Here is a 19,499-nt window from a genome sequence, read left to right as displayed (position 1 = left end):
GTGCGCTCCGGCCGTCCCGCGGGTCAGGAGGTGATCGGCCCGGCCTCGCGCGGCCCGGTCGCGCCCGGCGTCGTCACCGCGCCGAGCGTGCTCGAGCGGGTGGCGAGGCGCGCGACGGCCTGGAGCGGGATCGACAGCCAGCCGGGCCGGTTGCGGACCTCGTAGATCGCCTCGTACACGGCCTTGTCGATCTCGAACGCGTCGAGCAGCGCCCGGTTCGCGCGGAGGTCGGTGCCGGAGCGGGCGATGTAGCCGTCGACGAACGCGCGCCGGGCGGCGGACGCCCATGCGGCGGCCGACTTGCCGGGGTGCGCGAGCGCGTAGGAGCCGGCGACGTAGTCGAACGAGCGGAGCATGCCGGCGACGTCGCGGAGCGTGACGTCCGGCAGCGAGCGCTCGTGCATGGGCCGGAGCGGCTCGCCCTCGAAGTCGAGGAGCACCCAGCCGCGGTTCGGCACCGAGAGCACCTGGCCGAGGTGGTAGTCGCCGTGGATGCGCTGCAGCTTCGGCCACTCGCCCTTCTCGGCGGCGTCGTACACGCTCGCGATGGCGTCGTGGAAGGCCGCGATCTCGGGGACCTCGCGCTCGGCCGTCGCGTGACGGCGGCGGAAGCTGACCATGATCCCCTCGATGACGTCGGGCGTGGCCTCGACGGTGGGGAGCGCGGCGGCGAGCGTGGCGTGCACGTCGGCCGTGGCCTCGCCGAGCGCGCGGGCCTCCGCCTGGAAGTCGGCGTCGGCCTCGGCCGCGCGGAGGGCGACGCGCCAGGCGTCCGTCACGCCGGGCAGGAACTCCTGCGCGAAGGCGACGTGCCCGACGGCGCGCCCCTCCTCGCGGCCGGAGTCGCTCCACTGCGCGAGCACGCTGCCCATGGTCTGCGGCACGAGCCGGGATCCGGCGCCCGCGATGGCCGACTGCAGCACGACGTCGGGGTTCTCGCCGTGGTGCAGCGCGCGGAAGACCTTGACGATCATCGGGTTGATGGCCTGGCCGTCGGCGGAGACCATGTCGTAGATGATCGACGTGTTCGACTGCTCGCCCGAGAGCACGTGGGATCCCACGACGGTCGCGACCTCCACGCCCGGCTGGCGCTGGCCGCGCGCGGTCGCGCCGAGCGAGGTCTCGTCGACGTCCGCCTCGCGGTCGTCGAGGATCGTGCGGATGAGCGCCCACGCGTACGCGGGGTCGTGCGGGCCGTCGTAGACGTGCAGCTCGACGCCGTCGTCCTCGACGGTCGTGCCGATGTGGAAGGGCCTCAGCTCCTCCAGCGGCGCCTGCCGGTAGGTGAGGGGGACCTGGTACAGCACGGGCTTCGCGCTGCCGTGGTCGATGATCAGGTGCGTCTCGATGCGGGCGAACCAGCCCTCGTCGCTGAAGCTCCATCCGCCGATGCGCTCGAGGCGCGGCTCGGTCCCCTTCGAGGCGAACCAGCGCTGCTCGCGCATCCAGGCGGCGAGGAAGTCGGGGATCTCGCTGAGGTCGTGGTGCTGCATGGCTCAGGCCACCTTCGCGGTCACGTCGGCGAGGGACGGGTTGGTGGCGGACGAGCCGTCGGGGAAGAGGACGGTCGGGACCGTCTGGTTGCCGCCGTTGATGGCCTCCACGAGCTCGGCGGTGCCCGGCACCTGCTCGATGTCGACCTCGTCGTAGCCGATGCCCGCGCGGTCGAGCTGGTCCTTCAGCCGGCGGCAGTAGCCGCACCAGGTGGTGGAGAACATCGTGATCCGCCCGGGGGCAGGTACGTAGGAGGAGGTCTCGGGCGCCATGCTGCTCACCCTACGCGCCGTTCACGACGCCGGCCCGGGATTCCCTCAGTCGGAGGACACGCCTCCGGCCGGCGGGGATCCCGGGCCAGGTGCCGGTCAGAGCGGGATGCGGATCAGCCGCGCAGCGAGCGCTCGAACCAGGCGTTGCGGAACTTCCCCGTGGGATCCAGGCGCTCGGCGAGGGCGAGGAAGTCGCCCGACCGCGGGTACAGCGGCGCGATGTCGGCCGCCGTCGCGGTGAAGACCTTGCCCCAGTGCGGTCGCGCGCCGAACGGCCGGATGGCCGCCTCGAGCTCGACGAGCAGCGCCTCGACGGCCTCCTGGTCGCGCTTCCACGTGAAGTGCAGGCCGATGGTCGCCTGCCCGTGCTGCGGGCTCAGCCAGAGGCGGTCCTCGGCGACGGCGCGCAGCTCGCAGACGAGGAGGATCGGGCGGATCCGGTCGCCCATGTCGCGCAGCGCCCGCACGGCCTCGACGGCCCGGTCGAGCGGCACGTGGAACTCCGACTGGATCTCCTCGCCGTCGCTCGGCGTGAAGCCCATCTTGAAGTGGGAGAGGCGGTCGGACCAGAGGCCGACGACCCCGAGCTGCGACGTGCTGTTCACCGGGTCGATGCCGAGGATCGGGTGGCGCTCCTCGGTCGCGGCCGGCGCCCCGAAGTAGTCGGCCACGACGACCTCGTCCTCAGGCTGGCCGTCGACGTCGAGCTGCACGCGGCTCTTCAGCCACACCTGGTCGGTCGTCTCGCCGAAGCGCGTGAAGACGCTGACGCTGTAGGCGCCGCCGAAGACGTCCTCGAGGTTCTCGTCGAACGCCTCCCACGACAGGCCCTCGAACACGCGCTGGCGCACGAGGTACGCGGGCTCCACGTCGAGGGTGACGCGCGTCACGACGCCGAGCGCGCCGAGGCCGACGACCACGCCGTCGAAGTCGTCGTCCCCGCGGCGGTAGGTGACGGTCTCGCCGTCGGCCGTGATCAGCTCGAGGGCCGCGACGGCGGTGCCGAGGTTGCCGTTGCCGATGCCGGATCCGTGGGTCGCCGTCGCGATGGCGCCCGCGACCGAGATGTGCGGCAGCGACGCGAGGTTGTGGATCGCGAGGCCCTCGTCGCCGAGGAGCTCCGCGAGCTTCCCGTAGGCGAGGCCCGCGGAGAAGGTGGCGGTGCTGGCGTCGCGGTCGATCACGAGGTCGGCCGGCAGCTCGGCGAGCGAGACCAGCACGTCCGAGTCGGCGATGTCGTTGAACGAGTGGCGGGATCCGAGGACGCGGATCCGGGGAGCGTCGCGGACGATGGCCCGCAGCTCCTCGACGCTCGTCGGCGCGTGGACCTCGCGGGCCCTGTACGCGTAGTTGCCGGCCCAGTTGGTGCCCGCGGTGCCCTGCTCGATGGTGTCGGTCATGCGTCCTCCTCGCGCCCGCCATCGGACGCCGTCGTCTCCAGCTTGCCCGCCCTCCGGCCGGAGGGCGAGCGTGTCGTGCGGTCGGGCCGCGTCGGATGCGGCGGCGGACCCGCCAGGGCCCGCCGCCGCGCCCGTCAGCGGCTCCGGATGGTGAGCTCCAGCGTCCTCGCGGACGGCCAGAGCTGGTGCTCGGGCAGCACGTCGAGGCCGCACGCGCGCGAGCCGAGCCCGTGCTGCGCGGCGTCGATGTAGAGGTGCACCGCCTCGCTCGCGGGCAGCTCGTGCGGGTGGGTCGCCCGGTCGAGCTCCTGCGGCGTGTGCCGGGAGGCCGTGAAGCCGGGGCGTCGGCCCGCGGTGTCGGGCCGGGCCTCGATCACGATGCCGTGCTCGCCGTCGAACGTGCCGAGCTCGAGCTCCCGCAGGTCGCTGCGGTGGCCGGTCTCCTGCGGCCGCGAGTACACGGCGCCCAGGTCGTCGACGAGCGACGAGAACCGGCCGACGAGCGCCGCGCGGCGCGAGTCCGGGTAGGACTCGAACGGCCCGGTGCCGAACCACTCCGCGTTGGTGACGCTCGCGGGGAGGTCGATGCGGATCCCGACGCGCGGCCACGTGATGGCCCACCCGGCGCTCGGCACGATGTCGACGCGCACGTCCAGGTCGCCGTCGACGCCCTCGGTCCAGCAGTACGTCGTGTCGACCGAGTCGAAGGACTGCGCCGCGCTCGTGCGCACGACGACCGTGAGCGAGCCGGATCCGACCTTCACCGAGCGGACCCGGTGGGTCAGCCGGTCGAGGCCCGCGTCGCGCCAGCGCGCCGCGCTCGACGGGCCCTCGACGCCCCGGCCGTAGGTGAGGCGCGGATCCGCCAGCTCGTAGGAGCCGCTGCTGTCGCTGCGGTCGTTGTCGGTGGGCGCGCGCCACAGCTCGAGGCGCGGGCCGTCGACCTCGAGGCCGCCGAGCCGCACCAGGCGGCCGGTGGCGAGGTCGAACTCGCCGTCGCCGAGGGTGAGGCGCGTGGCGCCGGCGTCCGGGAACGTCTCCTCGTCCGCGTCCACCCAGCGCGCGGGCACCGCGGGGCGCGGCGCGGGCGTGAGGTCGAACTGCTGCGCGGCGACCACGTGGCCGGCCTCGGCCCACGGCTCGTCGTCGCGGAGGATCGCCTGCACGGTGAGCCACACCTCGGGCGCGGGGCCGCGCTCGCGGGCGGCCGCGAGCTCCCCGGCGTCGAGGGCGTCCGCCGGCAGCGGGATCCGCACGGTCTCGCCCGCGGGCACCGGCTCGGCGTCGAGGACGCCGGTCGCGATGTCCTCGCCGTCGACCGCGAGCACCCAGACGAGGCTCGCGAGGGCGGTGGAGATCGAGTGGTAGCGGCTCTCGACGACGAGGGACGCGGATCCGCCGTCGCGCTCGAGCCCGAACGCGATGGGCTGCACGACGGCCTTGTACTCGGCGAGGCCGGGCGTGGGGGTGTCGTCGGGCAGGACCATGCCGTCCATCACGAAGTTGCCGTCGTGCAGGACCTCGCCGAAGTCGCCGCCGTAGGCGTAGAACGCCTCGCCGTCCGCGGTCTCGGTGAGGATGCCGTGGTCGCGCCACTCCCAGACGAACCCGCCGTGCAGGCGCGGGTAGCGGAGCACGAGGTCCTCGTACTCGCCGATCTGGCCGGGGCCGTTGCCCATGGCGTGCACGTACTCGCAGAGGATGAAGGGCTTCGAGCGCTGGCGCATGCCCTCGCCGGGCGTGCAGCCGAGCAGGTCGCCCGGGATCACGTCGCTGCCGATGGACTCGGTCTCCTGCAGGTTCGAGTACATGCGCGAGTAGACGTCCGTGTACTCGCCCGTGTAGTCGCCCTCGTAGTGCACGGGCCGGCCCGGGTCGCGGCGGTGGACCCACGCCGACATCGCGGCGAGGTTGCGCCCGGTGCCCGACTCGTTGCCGAGCGACCACATGACGACGGAGGGGTGGTTCTTGTCGCGCTCGACGGTGCGCTCGATCCGGTCGAGGTAGTGGTCGGCGAAGCGCGGGTCGTCGCTGGGGTTGCCCACCCAGCCGCCGAACTCGAAGCCGTGGGTCTCGAGGTCGCACTCGTCGATGACCCAGAAGCCGAGCTCGTCGGCGAGGTCGAGCACGCGCGGGTGCGGCGGGTAGTGGCTCGTGCGGATCGCGTTGACGTTGTGCTGCTTCATCAGCAGCATGTCGGCGCGCGCGTGCTCCTCGTCGAAGACGCGGCCGCGCTCGGGGTGGGCCTCGTGCCGGTTCACGCCGTGGAAGACCACGCGGCGGCCGTTGACGAGGAACCGGTCGCCCTCGATCCGCACGGTGCGGAAGCCGAGGCGGATGGAGAGCGCCTCGACGTTCGTGCGGAGGAAGCCCTGGTACTGGGTGGGGCTCTCGGCGCTCCACGGCTCGACGCGGTCGACGTGCACGGGCGCGACGTCCTCGGGGGTCGCCCAGGTGACGTGGATGCCGAGGTCCTCGACCTCGAGCGTGACGGGGAACGCGGCGCGCTCGGCGTCGACCTCGACGTGCACGGTGCCCGCGCCCGTCTCGTGGTCGTACTCGGCGCGGGTCCACGCGTCGTCGATGCCGCCCTCGGGACGGCCGAGGAGCGTGACGTCGCGGAAGATGCCGGGCATCCACCACTGGTCCTGGTCCTCGAGGTAGCTGGCGATCGACCACTGGTGCACGCGCACGGCGAGCACGTTGGACCCGGGGCGGAGCGACGCGGTCACGTCGAACTCGTGCGAGAGGCGGGATCCCATCGCGGTGCCGACCTCGTCGCCGTTCAGCCACACCTTGAACGCCGACTCGACGCCCTCGAAGCGGAGCACGACGCGCTCGAGCGACTGCCAGTCCGTCGGCACGTCGACCTCGACGCGGTAGTCGCCCGTCGGGTTCTCGTCGGGCACGTAGGGCGGCTCGACGGGGAACGGGTACTGCACGTTCGTGTAGGCGGGCAGGCCGAAGCGGCCGTCCTGGCCGAGCACCCAGTGGCTCGGCACGGGGATCTCGTCCCAGCCGGAGTCGTCGTACGCCGGGTCGGCCATCTCGTCGGAGAGGCCGCGGGGCGTGGGGGAGAGGCGGAAACGCCAGTCGCCGTTCAGCACGATGCGCGGGGCATCCGAGTGCAGGCACGAACGGGGACGGCGGGCCGGGCCCGTCGTGGGGGCGAAGTCCTCGAAGTAGGGGAGGGCGTGCGTCATGGGCTTCCTTGCGCGTGGGCGGGTGCGGCGACGTGCCGCTGTCCCATCATCGTGGGTCGGGAGGGGAGGCGCCGAATGCGCCGACAGCCGGGCAGGTCGCCCTGCCCGGCCGTCGGGATCCGCGCACCCGCGGGTCAGCCCTTCACGGCGCCGTCCGTCAGGCCGCCCCGCCAGTACTTCTGCAGCACGATCATCGCCGCGATGAGCGGGATGATCGAGACGAGGACGCCGCCCGTGGTCAGCTGGTAGAACTCGGGCAGCCGGTCGACCTGGCTCCGCCAGTTGTTGAGGCCGAGCGTGATCGGGTAGAGCTTGTCGTCGGCCAGCATGATCAGCGGCAGGAAGTAGTTGTTCCAGATGCCGACGAGCTGGAAGAGGAACACCGTCACGAGCGCGGGCGTCATGGAGCGCAGCGCGAGCGTGTGGAAGATCCGCAGCTCGCTCGCCCCGTCGATCCGGCCCGACTCGATCACCGCGTCCTCCACCGACGCCTGCGCGTAGATCCGGCAGAGGAACAGGCCGAACGGCGAGACGAGCGACGGGATCAGCACCGACCAGTACGTGTTCGCGATCCCCATGCTGCTGAACAGCAGGAACAGCGGCAGCGCGGTGGCCGTGCCCGGCACGAGCACGCCGCCGAGGATGGTGCCGAACACGATGTTCGAGCCCCGGAACCGGTACTTGGCGAGCGCGTACCCGCCGGCGGCCGCGAAGTACGTCGCGATGAGCGCGCCCACCCCGGCGTAGAGCACGGAGTTCAGGAACCAGCGCACGAAGATGCCGTCGTCGTACGTGAACACCATCGTGAGGTTCTGCCAGAGGTTCATGTTCGCGAACAGGAACCCGTTGGTGCCGAACAGGTCGGCCGTCGTCTTCGTGGCGGCGACCACGACGTAGTAGACGGGGACGAGGAAGTACAGCGCGACGAGCGCGAGGACCGCCGTGACGAGGATCCGCGTGGCGGGCTTCGCCCCCGCCCCGTTCGTCTGCCCGGCCTTGGAGGGCCGGCTCACCTTCGCCTCGGCGGCCTGCGCGAGCCGCTTCTGCTCCGCCTTGTCGTCGGCGCCCTGGCCGGTAGTCGGTCGGACCTCTGTGGCGGTCATGCGCGCGCCTCCTTCTTCTTCGCGGCGGCGGCTTCCCGCTCCTCCTTGGGCTTCCGGTTCGTGATCCCGAGGAACACGAACGACAGGACGAACGCGGCGAGGGCGATGATGACCGCCTGCGCCGCGGCCACGCCGTAGTCGTTGTAGGCGAACGCCGTGGTGTACGCCGACAGGTTCGGCGTGTACTGCGAGTCGATCGCCGGCGCCGAGGTCGAGAGCACCTGGGGCTCCGCGAACAGCTGCAGCGTGCCGATGATCGAGAAGACGGTCGCGAGCACGAGCGCCGGACGGATCAGCGGCAGCTGGATCGAGAGGGCCGTGCGCCACGCGCCCGCGCCGTCGATGCGCGCGGCCTCGTAGACGTCCCCGGGGATCGACTTCAGCTGGGCGATGATGATGAGCATGTTGTAGCCCGTGTAGGTCCAGGTCACGATGTTCGCGATGGACCACAGCACGGTGCCGGCGCCGAGGAAGTCGAGCTGGATCCCGAGCATCTCGCCGATGTCGATGATCGGCGACAGCCCCGGGATGTAGAGGAAGCCCCACAGGATCGTCGCGATGACGCCCGGGACGCCGTACGGCATGAAGTAGGCCGCCCGGAAGAACTGGGGCCACTTCGCCGACGCCGACTCGAGCAGGAGCGCGAGGATCGTGCAGAGGATGATCATCACGGGCACCTGCACGATGCCGAACAGCAGCACCCGGCCGATGGACGCCGTGAACGCGTCGTTCTGGAGCGCGAGCACGTAGTTCTCGATGCCGGCGAACGCGGTGGTCACGCCCTCCTCGCCGAACAGGCCCTCGCGTCGCACGGTCGTGAACGACTGGAACACCGCGTAGATGATCGGCAGGACGAAGGTCAGCACGAAGACGGCCAGGAACGGCGCGAGCAGCACCCACGGCGCGACGGTCTGCGACCTCTTCAGCTGCCCCCTGCCGACGCCCGAGCGCTCGGCGCGGGCGGGTCGGGTGCCGGCGCGCTCGCTGCGGGCCGGACGCGCGTCGACGCTCATGCGGACGCCGCCTCGACGGTGAGCCCCTTGTTGCGGAAGGCCTCGATCACGGCCTCCTGCGCGAGGGGCAGCGACTCGACGAGGGTCTGCCCGCTCGTGAGCTTGCGGCGGAACTCGTCCTGCAGGGTGTTCAGCGTGAACTGCGTGAGCGGGCACCAGGTCCAGTCGAGGTTCTGCTCCTTCGCCGCGGGGACGAAGACCTCCTCGTTGTAGCTCTGGCCGCCGAAGAACTCGCTCGGCTCCTGCCGGGCCGCGCCGATGTAGTCGGACGCCGGCGACCAGCCGATGCCGGAGTTCTGGATCATCGCGTCGATGCCCTCGGGCGACGTGGTCATCCAGGTCATGAACTTCAGCGCCTCCACCGGGTGCTTGCTGTTCGCGAGCACGGCCGCGGTGGATCCGCCGAGGTAGCTCGACCCGTACGCCCCGTCGAAGCCCCACGTCTGCATGGGCGCCACGCGCCACTTGCCCTCGCCGCCGGAGACCGACTGGATGAGGGCGTCGCCCCAGCTCGCGCTCGTGCAGCCGAAGATCTTGGCGTCGGCCGCGGCCGCGTACCAGGGCGGCGAGAACGCGGTGAAGCCCGTGTTGACGACGTCGTCGTCGATCGCCCGGTCGAAGAACGCGGCGACCTCCTTCGTGCGGTCGTCGAGCATGTCGACGACCCAGCGCTCGCCGTCGATCCGGAACCAGTTGGCGCCGGCCTGCGTCGCGTAGGAGGTGAAGACGCTGGCGTCGGAGACGGGGAAGCAGTCGAGGTAGTTGCCCGCGCCGGTCTTCCGCACCTCGGCGCTGAGGGCCGCCCAGTCGTCCCAGGTGGCGGGCGGCCGGCCGCCCACCTGGTCGAGGAGCTCGGGCTGGTAGTAGAAGGCCAGGGGGCCGGAGTCCTGCGGGATCCCGAAGACGCCGTCCTGGAAGCTGACCTGCTTCCACAGGGCGTCGTCGTACCGGTCGCGGTACTCCTCGACGCCGTAGCGGGTGAGGTCCACGAGCGCGTTGGCGAGGAGGAACTCGGGGAGCTGGCGGAGCTCGACCTGGCCGATGTCCGGGCCGCCGCCCGCGGTGATGGCCGAGTACATCTTGTTGTAGCCGCCGGCGTTGCCGCCGGGGATCCAGACCGCCTCGACCTGGATGTCGGGGTTCTGCGCGTTCCACACGTCCGCGACCTTCTGCAGGTCCTTCAGCCACGCCCAGTACGTGAGCGTGACCTTCTCGCCCGGTGCCGCCGCGGGGATCGGCGGGTCGGAGTTGACCAGCCTCCCGCCCGGTGCCGAGCAGGACGCGAGAGCCAGCGTCCCGGCGGCAGCGGCTCCCACCCCCAGCGCCTGTCTCCTGCTGATCGAATGCATCGTCGCATCCCTCCCGTCGTCGTCGATGGCAGATGGGCCGAGGCCCACGGCCACTCTAGGCGGGGGACGAAACTTATTCCTAACCCGTGGTCGGGATTCCTGGGAGCGCGGCGGACGCCGCCTCAGCGGCGCGCGCCCCGGTTCCGCACGGCCCACTCGAGGCCGTGCATGGCCTGGTCCTCGGTGAGGCGGGTCTCGGCGCCGCAGTTGGAGCACGCGACGCGGTAGGTGGAGCGCAGCGGGATGAGCGGCACGAAGAAGACCGTGAACCGGAGCGTGCGGTGCAGGACGCGCTGGGGCGCGGTCACGCCGCAGACGAGGCAGGCGAAGGTCACGACGACGAGGAGGGCGTCGCGCGCACGCGTGCCGAAGAGGAGGATCACCTCCCGAGGCTACGCGCGCCGGGCGGAGCATAGGCGGTCGGGCGGTCCCCGGACGAGGACGCGACGCCGGACGGATCACCCGGTACGTTCGAAGGACACGCACACGGCAGATCGGCCCCGCATGACCACGCACCACGACGGCGCGCACGTCACCCCGGCTGCGGCCTGCCCGGGAGGCGCCGCGTGATCGTCTTCCTGATCGTCGGTGCGGTGGGCCTCCTGCTCCTCCTCTCCAGCATCCTGCTCGGCGACCTCCTCGACGCGTTCGGCGGCGGGGACGGCCTCGTCTCGGGCGTCGCCCTCGGGGCGGCCCTCGCCATCTACGGCGTCGGCGGCGTGCTCGCCGACCAGGCCGGCATCGGATCCGGCGGCGCCATCGCGATCGCCGTTGCCCTCGCGATCGTCGCCCTCGTGGTGGTGCAGCTCACGGTCCGCTTCGTCGCGAAGCAGGAGAGCGGCGGCTCGTACTCGCCCGTCGGGATGGTCGGCGTCGTCACGTCGCCCACCTCGCCGTCGGGCGGCGAGGTGCGGCTCGAGCACATCCGCGAGCTCGAGCGCCGGCTCGCGATGAGCGACGCGCCCCTCGCCGTCGGCACCCGCATCCGCGTCGTGTCCGAGGACGGCGTCCGCGTCCGCGTCGAGCCCGACGTCGACGCGGCCCCCACCACCTAGCAGCACCCGTCCCAACGAGAGGAACCATCCCGTGGACCTGGCATCCGGCGGCACGACCGCCATCGCCGTCATCGTCGTCATCGTCATCCTGGTGGCGCTGGTCGGCTTCATCGCCTCCCGCGTCCGCCGCGTGCCGCCGAACCAGGCGCTCGTCATCGTCGGCCGCAACGCCGAGCGGAGCGAGGGCGGGGCCGGGTTCTCCAGCCCGCAGAAGGTCATCATCGGCGGCCGGACCTTCATCTGGCCGATCTTCCAGGAGGGCTTCACGCTCTCGCTCGAGCAGTACCAGACGAGCGTCACGGCCGAGGCGCGCGACGCGAACTTCATCAACACCGCCGTCGTCGCGACCGTCAACTTCAAGGTGACGGGCACCGAGGACGGCGTGCGCCGCGCCGTGCAGCGCTACCTCCTCCAGCAGGACGCCCTGCCGGAGATCGTGCGGCAGTCCCTCGAGGGCGCGATCCGCGGCCTCATCGGCGACCGTCCCGTGGACGAGCTCGTGAAGAGCTTCTCCGTCGTGGCGCAGGAGGCCGTGAACCAGACGAAGAACGACCTCGCGGAGCTGGGCTTGCAGATCGAGACGCTCAACGTCCGCGAGATCACGACCCCGGGCAGCACCTACCTCGACGACCGGGCCCGCTCGAACGCCGCGCGCGCCCGCCAGATCGCCGAGGTCGCGGAGGCCGAGAACAAGCGGATCTCCGCGCTCGCCGCCATCGAGAACGACCAGCAGACCGCCGAGCGCCAGCTCGAGCTCGACCTGCGCCGTGCCGCCATCAAGGCCGACACCGACCGCGCCAACGCGACCGCGCTCGCGGCCGGCGAGCTGGCCAAGGCGGAGCAGGACCGCCTGGTCGCCGACCAGGAGCGCACCGCGGTCGCCGCGCAGGCCGAGGTCTCGAAGGAGCGCCTGCGCATCGACGTCGAGCTCCCCGCCGAGGCGCGCAAGTACGCGACCGTCCAGGACGCGCAGGCGGCCCGCGACGCCGAGAAGGCCAAGGTCGACGTGGAGGTCTACCAGCGCACGCAGAACGCCGAGGCGGCGAAGACCGCTGCCGTGAACGAGGCCGCGTCCATCACCGCGCTCGGGAAGGCGAACGCCGACGCGATCCAGGCGCGCGGCCAGGCGGAGGCCGAGGCGGCCGCCGCGCTCGCCGAGGCGCAGAACAAGCTGTCGCGCGAGGCGCTGCAGGCGCGCATCATCGCGTCGATGCCCGAGATCGCGCGCGAGATGGCGGCGCCGCTCGCCAACGTCGACAACATGACGATCATCTCGGCGGACGGCGCGAACGCGCTCAACCGCTCGGTGGCCGAGAACATGGCGACGCTGCCGAAGCTGCTCAAGGACACCACGGGCATCGACGTCGCGACGGCGCTGAGCTCGTTCCTGGGCTCGACGGCGGCGGGTGCGTCCGCCGGCGGATCGGCGTCCGGCGCGACCTCCACGGACGTGGGCCCGGCGACGGCCGCGTCCGAGGGCGCCGGGATCTGATCCCGATGACCGGGCTCCACGGGGCGCACGCCGCCCCGGGGAGCCCGGCGTGAGACGACCGAGCGCGTTCGCGGGGCTGTGGGGCGCGAACGCGCTCTCCAACCTCGCGGACGGGCTCGTCTTCGTCACCATGCCGCTCGTCGCGGCGGGCCTCACCGACGACCCGCGCGGCGTCGCCGGGCTCGCGACCACGTACGCGCTCGTGCGGCTGCTGGTCGCGCTGCCCGTGGGCGTGCACGTCGACCGGCTCGACCGGCGCACGCTGATCGTCGTCGCGAACGCGCTCCGCGGCGTGGCCGTGCTGGGCCTCGCGGCATCGATCCAGTCGGGCGTCGCGTCGCTCGCGGCGCTCTACGCGGTGATGGCCGTGGTCGGCGTGCTCGAGAGCGCCGCCGACGGGGCCGCGGTCGCCGTGCTGCCGTCGATCGTGCCGGCGGGCCGCCTCGACCGCGCGAACGCGCGCATCACCGGCACGCAGCTCGTGGCGGACGAGTTCGTCGGGCCGCCGCTCGGCGGGATCCTGTTCGCGCTCGCCGCCGCCTGGCCCGTGTACGCCACCGGCGGGCTGTGGGTGGCGGCCGGGGCCGTGGCGCTCGCGCTGCCGCGGCGGGTGGATCCGGCGCCTCCCGCTCCGGGGCCGCGCCGCTCCGTGTCCCGCGAGGCGGCGGCGGGCGTGCGCTGGCTCGCCGGGCACCGCACGGTCGGATCCCTCGCGCTCGTCGGCGGCCTGGCCAGCGTCGGCTACATGCTGCCGTTCTCGGTGCTCGTGCTGTTCGCGGGCGAGCGGCTCGGCCTCGACGCCGCCGGCTACGGCGTGCTCCTCGCGGTCAGCGCGCTCGGCGGCCTCGCCGGATCCGCGATCGCCGCTCCTCTCCGCGCCCGCCTCGGCTCCCGCTGGACCATCACGGCCGCCCTCGCGCTGGGCGCCGCGACACTCGCGGGCCTCGCCGTGACGCGGGACCCGGTCGTCGCCGGGATCCTGCTCGCGCTCTACATCCTGCACGCCGTGGTCTGGAGCATCTGCGCGACCACGCTCCGGCAGCGGCTCGTCCCCGCGGACCTGCTCGGGCGCGTGGGCGCGGCGGGCCGGGTCGTCAGCCTGCTCGGCCTCGCGGCGGGATCGGCGCTGGGCGGCGTGCTGGCCACGACCGGCATCGCGCTGCCGACCGTCGCGGGCGCCGTCGTCTTCGCGGGATGCGCCCTGCTGGCGGCCCTCGCGCTGCGCGGGACCGTCGAGGCGGGCGACGACGCGCCCGCCGACGGCGACTAGCCCGCGTTCGGCAGCCGCACCTCCACGAGACCGCCCGTGACGCGCGTCTCGAAGCGGGGCTGCGGCGCGGTCGCCGGGCCGTGGATCACCTCGCCCGTCCTCAGGCTGAACACGCTCTCGTGCCACGGGCAGGTGACGCACGCCTCGCCCGTCTTCGGGTCGGTGCCGAGCGTCCCCTCGTCGAGCGGCGCGGAGAGGTGGCTGCAGGTGTCGCTGAGGGCATCCACCGTCATGCCGTGGCGACGCACGAGCACGGGGAGTCCCGCGACGTCGCGCTTCGCGAGGCGGCCGTCGGGCAGCTCGTCGAGCCGGCCGAGCTCCTGCCAGCCGACGGGGAAGCGGTGCGGCACGTCCTCGGCGTGGTTGGCGCCGGCCGCCTGGCGGTAGGCGAGGTGGCCGCCGAGGAAGCCGCCGGCGGAGACGAGGCCGAGGCCCGCGAGTCCGAGCACCTTGCCGCTCGTGTGCTTGCCGCGGGCGCGCTGGATCCACGAGAGGCCGTACAGGCCCGTCGCGAGGGCGTTGGCCGCGGAGTGCACGATGCCGACGCGCATCTGCTGCTCGTGCAGCTGCGACCAGTCGGCGTAGCCGGAGGCGATGGAGGGCGCCGCGCTCAGCACGCCGACGCCCACGAGCGCCCGGCTGGCCTTCTCGTTGCCGGGCAGGAGGTCGAGCACCGCGGAGGACACCCACGCGCCGGTGGGGATCAGGACGGCCACCGGGTGCAGCGGGTGCCCGAACGGCACGCCGTGCAGCAGGTCGGCCAGCGCCCGCGGCTTCAGCAGCGCGGTGACGACGCCCTTCACCCGGCCGACGATCGGATCCAGCGCCTCCGCGTCCTCGATCCTCGCGATGGCCGCGACGAGCTTCAGCTCCCTCATGGGGTCTCCTGCCGGTTCCGGCGCCGCCGTCGGCGCTCTCACCCAGGCAACGCCTGCGGGGGAGCAGTGACAAGGCCGCTCGGCCGGATCCGGCGTCCCGCCCGCTCGTGAACAGCCGGCGCCTCCGCGGCGGGCGCGTCGCTACGGTTCGATCGCTCCCCGGCGACGGTCGTCGCGGAGCAGAAGGAGCGCACATGTCATCCCGCCTCGCACGCACCCCGCGTCCCACCTCCCGGCGCCTCCTGGCGTCGGCCGTCCTCGCGGCGGTCGTCGGCCTCGGCGTGTCGGTGTCCGCCCCGACCGACCCGGCATCCGCGGCGCCCGCCGCGGTGTCCTCGTCCTCCACCGCGGACGCCGGCTCGATCACGGCGAGCCAGGCGGGACTCGTCAACCGCTCCTTCTTCGTGACGCCGTCCGACCTGGCGCGACTCTCGTTCGGGCTGACCGACTCCTACAAGCTCGCGGCGCAGATCTGCACGGCGAACCGGTCGGGGAAGAACTGCGTGGTGATCGTCTCGTACGTCCTCCGGCGTGGACAGGGCGTGGCGGACTGGAGGACCTGCAACATCACCGGTGGATTCACCGTCGTGTTCCCCGATGCCTTCCAGTCGCACTGCGGCTGACGGTCGCACGCGCTCGGCCCTCCCGCCGCTCCGGATCGGTGCGGCGGGAGGGCCGAGTGCACAGGCGCGGCCCGCGGCCGCTGCCCGGCCCCGAGGACCGGCTAGCGTCTCGATCCGCCGCGATCCCCCCCTTTCTCGCGCGCAGAAGGAGCACTCATGCCATCTCGGATCAGCAGCGCCGCTCGGCGCCTGGCCGCCGCCCTGGCGCTCGCCGCTGTCGTGACCCTCGGGGTCTCCGTCGCCGCGCCGACCGATGCGGCGTCGGCCGCGAGCGGGTCGACGCGCACCTACTCCGTGGAGCACCAGACGGCCGCCACCGGGGCCGTGACCGCGAGCGACCGTCAGCGCACGGGCAGGCTCTACATCGCTCCGCGGTACATCGACCGCGGGTACGCGGGCGGCACGTTGGGCGCCGCGATCGACGTGTGCAACTCGTACGACCTGGGGAACCAGTGCCTCAAGTACGTGCTCCCGCTGCTGCGCGGGAACCTCGCCAAGGACGACGACTGCCAGACCTACGGGATGGATGCGGTGATCCCCTCCATCCAGCTGTCGCGCTGCCGGAAGGGCTGAGCCGACGGGCGGGCCGGAGGACCGCCTCCGGCCCGCTCCGCATGGGCGCGCCCTACCACGCGGGTCCGCCGCTTCCGCAGTCGTTCGTCTGACGTTCACGCCCGCTCCGGTGGATGACCGGCACGGCATCCGCCCCGCGGCTACGGTTCCCTTGCTCCACGGCGACGGTCGCCGCGGACCACCAGGAGTCTCGATGACCTCTCACCTCGAAAGCGCCCGGCCCCTCATCTCCCGACGTGCCCGCCCTCGGCGCGTGCTCGCCGCCGCCGTCCTCGCCATCGTCGTCGCCCTCGGCGTCTCCGTGTCCATCCCGGCCGGTCCGGCGTCCGCTGCACCCGGCGTGGCGTACTCCGCCGCGGTCGCCGGGAGCACGACGGGCTCCTCCGACGCGGTCCCGCCGGCGGCCAGCGATCGCGCCGTCACCTCGCACGTCATCTCGGTCCCCGCGTTCATCGTGGACCTGGTGCGCGAGGGCGCGCGGACGCCGGCTCAGGCGGCGGACGACGTCTGCGGGACGGCGAACCTGGGCAGGATGTGCCGACTGGACGTCACCATCCTCATCCAGCAGTTCTCGGCGAGGTGCTCGTCCCTCGTCGCGCGGATCCCCCAGATGAAGGTCCTGCAGTGCACTCGGTGACACGGCGCGCGTGAGCGGCGCGCATGCGCGACGGGCCGGGGGTCTCCTCCGGCCCGTCTCGTCGTCCGGGGGACGCCCTGGGCGTCAGGCGTCAGGCGTCGGGGTCGTGCGCGGCGTGGCGGGAGGCGACCGGGCGGCCCGCCCGCGCGACCCGGTAGCCGGGGGAGCGGAGCCGGCGCGTCCAGGGGTACGTGGTGTCGCCGGGCGGTGCCGCGAGAACGGGATCGGCGCGCGTCGCCGTGTCGAGCGGTCCGGCGGCGTCGTGCGTCAGCTCGATGCGCGCTGCCACGTGCCAGAGCCCCCGCGGCGCCGCGTGCACGAGCCGCAGGCGCACCGGCCGATCCGCGAGCGCGCGCCCGAGGTCGTCGGTGCCCGCGGGGAGCGGCGGATCCTGGTCCACCAGCACGCCGAGCAGCACCGGCCCCGCGGATCCGCGGTACGGCATGAGCGTCGTGAGCCGCGCCCCGGAGAGGGCCCGCCGCGGCGCGAGGAGGAGCCGGCCGGCCGGTGACAGGCCCGTCGACGCGAGCAGCACGTCCACCGTCGATCCCTCGCCGCCCGGGATCCGCAGCGCGAGCCCGAGCACGTCGGGCAGCGCCGCCGGGAGGCCGCCGCCGCGCGAGAAGCGGGCGTCGACGTCGAGCGGGGCGTCGAGCCCGTCGAGCCAGGCCAGCCCCGACGCGGCGCGACCGGCGACGGGCGACAGCCTCCCGGTGAGCGCGACACCGTGCGGATGCAACGGGCGCGGACGACGCACGAGACGGACGGCGGAGATGAGCCCCGCGAGGACGTTCCCGCCGATGCGGGCCGGGGTGCCGGTCATCTCCCGACCCTATTCCGGTGCGGGCTGCCCGTCCCGGTGGGGGCGGCGCACGACGACGCCCGGGCCGACCTGCTGGTCGACCCGGGCGTCGGGCGGTGCGGTGGTGCGATGCGCCGAGGCGCGTGCCGCTAGGGCGTCGGCATGCCGCCGTTGACGTTGAGCGTCTCGCCGATGACGTAGCTCGACTCGTTGGAGGCGAGGAACACGTAGGCGGGCGCGAGCTCGGCGGGCTGGCCGGCGCGGCCGAGCGGGGTCTGCTCGCCGAACTCGGGCAGCGCGTCCTCGGGCTGGCCGCCCGCGGTCTGCAGCGGGGTCCAGATCGGGCCGGGCGCGACGACGTTCACGCGGATGCCCTTGGGCGCCAGCTGGCCGGCGAGGCCCTTCGAGAACGCGTTGATCGAGGCCTTGGTCGTGGCGTAGTGGACGAGGTTCGGCGACGGCGCGTAGGCCTGGATCGACGACGTGTTGATGATCGACGAGCCGGGCTTGAGGTGCGGCAGCGCGGCCTTCGTGATCCAGAACATCGCGTAGACGTTGGTCTTGAAGGTCAGGTCGAACTCCTCGTCCGAGATGTCCTCGAGCGCGTCGACGTTCTGCTGCTTGCCCGCGTTGTTGACGACGATGTCGAGTCCGCCGAGGCCCTCGACCGCCTTCGCGACGAGCTCGCGGCTGAACTCGGCCGTGGCGATGTCGCCGGGGATGGCGACGGCCTTGCGACCGGCCTCCTCGATGAGGGCGACGACCTTCTTCGCGTCCTCCTCCTCCTCGGGGAGGTAGGAGAGCGCGACGTCCGCGCCCTCGCGGGCGTAGGCGATGGCGACGGCCGCGCCGATGCCGGAGTCGGCGCCGGTGACGAGGGCCTTGCGTCCCTCGAGGCGGTTCGATCCGCGGTACGTCTTCTCGCCGCGGTCCGCGGTGTCGTCGAGCGCGGAGTCGAGGCCGGGACCGTCCTGCTGCTGCGCGCTGGGCTGGATGTCCGCGTACATCTTGGTCGGGTCCTGGAACGTGTACTGGTCGGTGCTCATGGGGTCTCCTCGTGCTGGGGTGTGCGTGCGGGAAGGGGAGGGTGGATCAGCTGGGCGGGGTGTCGTCCAGGTCGATGTCCTGGCCCTGGAGGTCGTTCTCGGCGAGCACGGGCTCGGCCTCGCCGTCGACGCCGAGGACGTCGGCGGTGGGCTCCGCGTCGGCGCCCATGACGGCGTCGTCGTCGGGCTCCTCGACGGGCTCGTCGGTGTCGGGGAGGACGGTCTCGCCGGCGACGGCGTCGTTGACGACGGTGTCGTTCGCGAGGGCCTCGGTGTCGAGCGCCGTGTCGTCGCCGGTGGAGTCGTCAGCGGGGGTGGCGGAGGTGGCGTCGGTCACGGTCACTCACCGGCCTCGGGCTTGGGGTGGCCGGGGATCGAGTCGCCGCTGAGGTTGAGCTCGTCGGGATCCACGTCGATCTCGCCGACGTCGTCCGGTCCGCCCGAGCCGGGGAGCACCTGCACGTCGTCCGCGGCGGCGGGCACGTCGTCGGAGACGCCCTCGCTCTCCACGATCTGCTGCTCCTGCTTGACGCGCGTGTCGTCCTCGCTGGGCGAGATGAAGTCCTTGTCCTGGTCGGTGTCTGAGGTGTCCGCGGGCTGGAGGCGCGGGTCGTCGGTGTCCATGCATCCGACGCTACGCTCGGCCCCGAGAGCTGTGTGGTGGCGCTCAGGCAACGCTCATGTGTCGTGTCCGGAGCGCGTCGTCGCCGCGTGTCCGGGGGCGGATCACTGGTCGTCGGGCCCCTCGCCGAACGGGTCGGGTGCGTCCTCGCGGGCGTCCTCCTCCGCCGCCTCCGCGCGCTCGGCGACCGAGTCGGCGTCGATGGGCGCGGCCTCGGCGAGCGGGTGGCGCGGGGCGGCGGCGGGATCCGTCACGTCAGCGGCCCTCGGGGTCGACGTGGCCCGCGGCGTCGTCGGCGGGCGCGCTCATGTGCGAGTCGGCGGCGGTGACGGCCCGGTTGTCGGGGACCTCGGGGTAGGCGGCGCTCGCGGGATCCGCGTCCTCGACCTCGAGGGAGTCCTCCTCCGCATGCCCATAGCCGGTGCCGTCGGGCTGGCGGACCGCGTCGCCCACGCCGGTGGGGGAGTCGTCGCCGCCGACCACGTCGTCCACGGTCACCAGCCCGTCGGGATCGCCGGGCCCGCGCCCGGTGCGGATGCCGTCGGTGGGGTCGTCTCGGTCGCTCATGCCCCCACCCTACGAGTCGCCCGGCGACGCGACCCGGGCATTCGCGCCCCCGAATCGGGGTCGCGCTACCGCCTCGCGGAGGGTCCCCGCGAGTCGGCGT

General features: G+C 73.1%; 21 protein-coding genes. 6 read left to right on the top strand and 15 right to left on the bottom strand.

Going from position 1 to position 19,499, the window contains the following annotated elements:
• Positions 1 to 23: 23 nt before the first annotated feature.
• The 8 genes from AES38_RS10305 to AES38_RS10270 form a co-directional block, all read right to left on the bottom strand.
• Positions 24 to 1,493 carry a maltokinase N-terminal cap-like domain-containing protein gene (locus tag AES38_RS10305; RefSeq protein WP_053774894.1) on the bottom strand — a complete coding sequence of 490 codons (1,470 nt, stop codon included), beginning with the start codon at positions 1,491 to 1,493 and terminating at the stop codon, positions 24 to 26.
• A gap of 3 nt (positions 1,494 to 1,496) precedes the next feature.
• Positions 1,497 to 1,766 carry a mycoredoxin gene (locus AES38_RS10300; protein WP_053774893.1) on the bottom strand — a complete coding sequence of 90 codons (270 nt, stop codon included), beginning with the start codon at positions 1,764 to 1,766 and terminating at the stop codon, positions 1,497 to 1,499.
• Between the two features lie 113 nt (positions 1,767 to 1,879).
• The gene (locus AES38_RS10295) at positions 1,880 to 3,166 is read right to left on the bottom strand and encodes a D-arabinono-1,4-lactone oxidase (RefSeq protein ID WP_053774892.1); all 1,287 of its coding nucleotides are present in this window, start codon (positions 3,164 to 3,166) and stop codon (positions 1,880 to 1,882) included.
• Between the two features lie 134 nt (positions 3,167 to 3,300).
• On the bottom strand, positions 3,301 to 6,369 hold the full coding sequence (locus tag AES38_RS10290) for a glycoside hydrolase family 2 TIM barrel-domain containing protein (RefSeq protein WP_053774891.1): 3,069 nt from the start codon (positions 6,367 to 6,369) through the stop codon (positions 3,301 to 3,303).
• A 134-nt stretch (positions 6,370 to 6,503) separates the two neighbouring features.
• Positions 6,504 to 7,472, bottom strand: coding sequence for a carbohydrate ABC transporter permease (locus tag AES38_RS10285; protein WP_053774890.1), 969 nt, complete (start codon positions 7,470 to 7,472; stop codon positions 6,504 to 6,506).
• Complete coding sequence (locus tag AES38_RS10280) at positions 7,469 to 8,485, bottom strand: carbohydrate ABC transporter permease (protein WP_053774889.1); 1,017 nt, start codon at positions 8,483 to 8,485, stop codon at positions 7,469 to 7,471. Before AES38_RS10280 ends, AES38_RS10285 begins: the two co-directional genes overlap by 4 nt.
• Complete coding sequence (locus AES38_RS10275; RefSeq protein WP_053775769.1) at positions 8,482 to 9,834, bottom strand: ABC transporter substrate-binding protein; 1,353 nt, start codon at positions 9,832 to 9,834, stop codon at positions 8,482 to 8,484. Before AES38_RS10275 ends, AES38_RS10280 begins: the two co-directional genes overlap by 4 nt.
• A 122-nt stretch (positions 9,835 to 9,956) precedes the next feature.
• Positions 9,957 to 10,217, bottom strand: a complete 261-nt coding sequence (locus tag AES38_RS10270) for a zinc ribbon domain-containing protein (RefSeq protein ID WP_053774888.1) — start codon at positions 10,215 to 10,217, stop codon at positions 9,957 to 9,959.
• 183 nt (positions 10,218 to 10,400) lie between these two features.
• Between AES38_RS10270 and AES38_RS10265 the strand changes: the two genes are divergently transcribed.
• Genes AES38_RS10265 through AES38_RS10255 form a run of 3 tightly spaced genes read left to right on the top strand, consistent with a single transcriptional unit; the run spans position 10,401 to position 13,651 of the window.
• Complete coding sequence (locus AES38_RS10265) at positions 10,401 to 10,889, top strand: NfeD family protein (RefSeq protein ID WP_053774887.1); 489 nt, start codon at positions 10,401 to 10,403, stop codon at positions 10,887 to 10,889.
• Between the two features lie 31 nt (positions 10,890 to 10,920).
• Positions 10,921 to 12,381 (top strand): SPFH domain-containing protein, encoded by a 1,461-nt coding sequence (locus tag AES38_RS10260; protein WP_053774886.1) that lies wholly within the window; start codon positions 10,921 to 10,923, stop codon positions 12,379 to 12,381.
• A gap of 49 nt (positions 12,382 to 12,430) precedes the next feature.
• Positions 12,431 to 13,651: an MFS transporter gene (locus AES38_RS10255; protein ID WP_053774885.1), complete on the top strand. Its 1,221-nt coding sequence runs from the start codon at positions 12,431 to 12,433 to the stop codon at positions 13,649 to 13,651.
• Here AES38_RS10255 and AES38_RS10250 read toward each other — a convergent pair.
• The gene (locus AES38_RS10250; protein WP_053774884.1) at positions 13,648 to 14,529 is read right to left on the bottom strand and encodes a Rieske (2Fe-2S) protein; all 882 of its coding nucleotides are present in this window, start codon (positions 14,527 to 14,529) and stop codon (positions 13,648 to 13,650) included. The two genes, AES38_RS10255 and AES38_RS10250, sit on opposite strands and share 4 nt — an antisense overlap.
• Positions 14,530 to 14,723: 194 nt before the next feature.
• On the opposite strand from AES38_RS10250, the gene AES38_RS10245 reads away from it, so the two are divergent.
• The 3 genes from AES38_RS10245 to AES38_RS10235 all read left to right on the top strand — a co-directional run bounded on the left by AES38_RS10245 (position 14,724) and on the right by AES38_RS10235 (position 16,362).
• Entirely contained in the window at positions 14,724 to 15,152 is a 429-nt protein-coding gene (locus AES38_RS10245) for a hypothetical protein (protein WP_053774883.1), read from the top strand.
• A gap of 156 nt (positions 15,153 to 15,308) precedes the next feature.
• Positions 15,309 to 15,725 carry a hypothetical protein gene (locus AES38_RS10240; RefSeq protein WP_053774882.1) on the top strand — a complete coding sequence of 139 codons (417 nt, stop codon included), beginning with the start codon at positions 15,309 to 15,311 and terminating at the stop codon, positions 15,723 to 15,725.
• 193 nt (positions 15,726 to 15,918) lie between these two features.
• Positions 15,919 to 16,362: a hypothetical protein gene (locus AES38_RS10235; RefSeq protein WP_157883525.1), complete on the top strand. Its 444-nt coding sequence runs from the start codon at positions 15,919 to 15,921 to the stop codon at positions 16,360 to 16,362.
• A 91-nt stretch (positions 16,363 to 16,453) separates the two neighbouring features.
• Here AES38_RS10235 and AES38_RS10230 read toward each other — a convergent pair whose 3' ends face one another.
• From AES38_RS10230 to AES38_RS10210, 6 genes are all read right to left on the bottom strand, one after another.
• Positions 16,454 to 17,185, bottom strand: a complete 732-nt coding sequence (locus tag AES38_RS10230; protein WP_053774880.1) for a hypothetical protein — start codon at positions 17,183 to 17,185, stop codon at positions 16,454 to 16,456.
• A gap of 128 nt (positions 17,186 to 17,313) precedes the next feature.
• Entirely contained in the window at positions 17,314 to 18,210 is an 897-nt protein-coding gene (locus AES38_RS10225; RefSeq protein ID WP_053774879.1) for a glucose 1-dehydrogenase, read from the bottom strand.
• A gap of 46 nt (positions 18,211 to 18,256) precedes the next feature.
• On the bottom strand, positions 18,257 to 18,547 hold the full coding sequence (locus tag AES38_RS10220) for a hypothetical protein (RefSeq protein WP_244629155.1): 291 nt from the start codon (positions 18,545 to 18,547) through the stop codon (positions 18,257 to 18,259).
• A 2-nt stretch (positions 18,548 to 18,549) separates the two neighbouring features.
• The gene (locus AES38_RS10215; protein ID WP_053774877.1) at positions 18,550 to 18,834 is read right to left on the bottom strand and encodes a hypothetical protein; all 285 of its coding nucleotides are present in this window, start codon (positions 18,832 to 18,834) and stop codon (positions 18,550 to 18,552) included.
• A gap of 102 nt (positions 18,835 to 18,936) precedes the next feature.
• A complete protein-coding gene (locus AES38_RS16035; RefSeq protein ID WP_167441226.1) occupies positions 18,937 to 19,086 on the bottom strand; it encodes a hypothetical protein in 150 nt (49 codons plus the stop codon).
• Position 19,087: 1 nt separating this feature from the next.
• Positions 19,088 to 19,399 (bottom strand): hypothetical protein, encoded by a 312-nt coding sequence (locus AES38_RS10210; RefSeq protein WP_053774876.1) that lies wholly within the window; start codon positions 19,397 to 19,399, stop codon positions 19,088 to 19,090.
• Positions 19,400 to 19,499 lie beyond the last annotated feature (100 nt).

Origin of the sequence: Clavibacter capsici (assembly GCF_001280205.1) — a bacterium.
Taxonomy (GTDB): domain Bacteria; phylum Actinomycetota; class Actinomycetes; order Actinomycetales; family Microbacteriaceae; genus Clavibacter; species Clavibacter capsici.
This window is presented reverse-complemented; position numbering and strand designations above follow the sequence as displayed.

Coding starts and splice junctions, on each gene's coding strand:
- AES38_RS10235 (WP_157883525.1), top strand. CDS start 15,919: ATGACCTCTCACCTCGAAAGCGCCCGGCCCCTCATCTCCCGACGTGCC.
- AES38_RS10290 (WP_053774891.1), bottom strand. CDS start 6,369: ATGACGCACGCCCTCCCCTACTTCGAGGACTTCGCCCCCACGACGGGC.
- AES38_RS10285 (WP_053774890.1), bottom strand. CDS start 7,472: ATGACCGCCACAGAGGTCCGACCGACTACCGGCCAGGGCGCCGACGAC.
- AES38_RS10295 (WP_053774892.1), bottom strand. CDS start 3,166: ATGACCGACACCATCGAGCAGGGCACCGCGGGCACCAACTGGGCCGGC.
- AES38_RS10215 (WP_053774877.1), bottom strand. CDS start 18,834: ATGGACACCGACGACCCGCGCCTCCAGCCCGCGGACACCTCAGACACC.
- AES38_RS10305 (WP_053774894.1), bottom strand. CDS start 1,493: ATGCAGCACCACGACCTCAGCGAGATCCCCGACTTCCTCGCCGCCTGG.
- AES38_RS10245 (WP_053774883.1), top strand. CDS start 14,724: ATGTCATCCCGCCTCGCACGCACCCCGCGTCCCACCTCCCGGCGCCTC.
- AES38_RS10230 (WP_053774880.1), bottom strand. CDS start 17,185: ATGACCGGCACCCCGGCCCGCATCGGCGGGAACGTCCTCGCGGGGCTC.
- AES38_RS10250 (WP_053774884.1), bottom strand. CDS start 14,529: ATGAGGGAGCTGAAGCTCGTCGCGGCCATCGCGAGGATCGAGGACGCG.
- AES38_RS10300 (WP_053774893.1), bottom strand. CDS start 1,766: ATGGCGCCCGAGACCTCCTCCTACGTACCTGCCCCCGGGCGGATCACG.
- AES38_RS10225 (WP_053774879.1), bottom strand. CDS start 18,210: ATGAGCACCGACCAGTACACGTTCCAGGACCCGACCAAGATGTACGCG.
- AES38_RS10240 (WP_053774882.1), top strand. CDS start 15,309: ATGCCATCTCGGATCAGCAGCGCCGCTCGGCGCCTGGCCGCCGCCCTG.
- AES38_RS10280 (WP_053774889.1), bottom strand. CDS start 8,485: ATGAGCGTCGACGCGCGTCCGGCCCGCAGCGAGCGCGCCGGCACCCGA.
- AES38_RS10210 (WP_053774876.1), bottom strand. CDS start 19,399: ATGAGCGACCGAGACGACCCCACCGACGGCATCCGCACCGGGCGCGGG.
- AES38_RS10275 (WP_053775769.1), bottom strand. CDS start 9,834: ATGCATTCGATCAGCAGGAGACAGGCGCTGGGGGTGGGAGCCGCTGCC.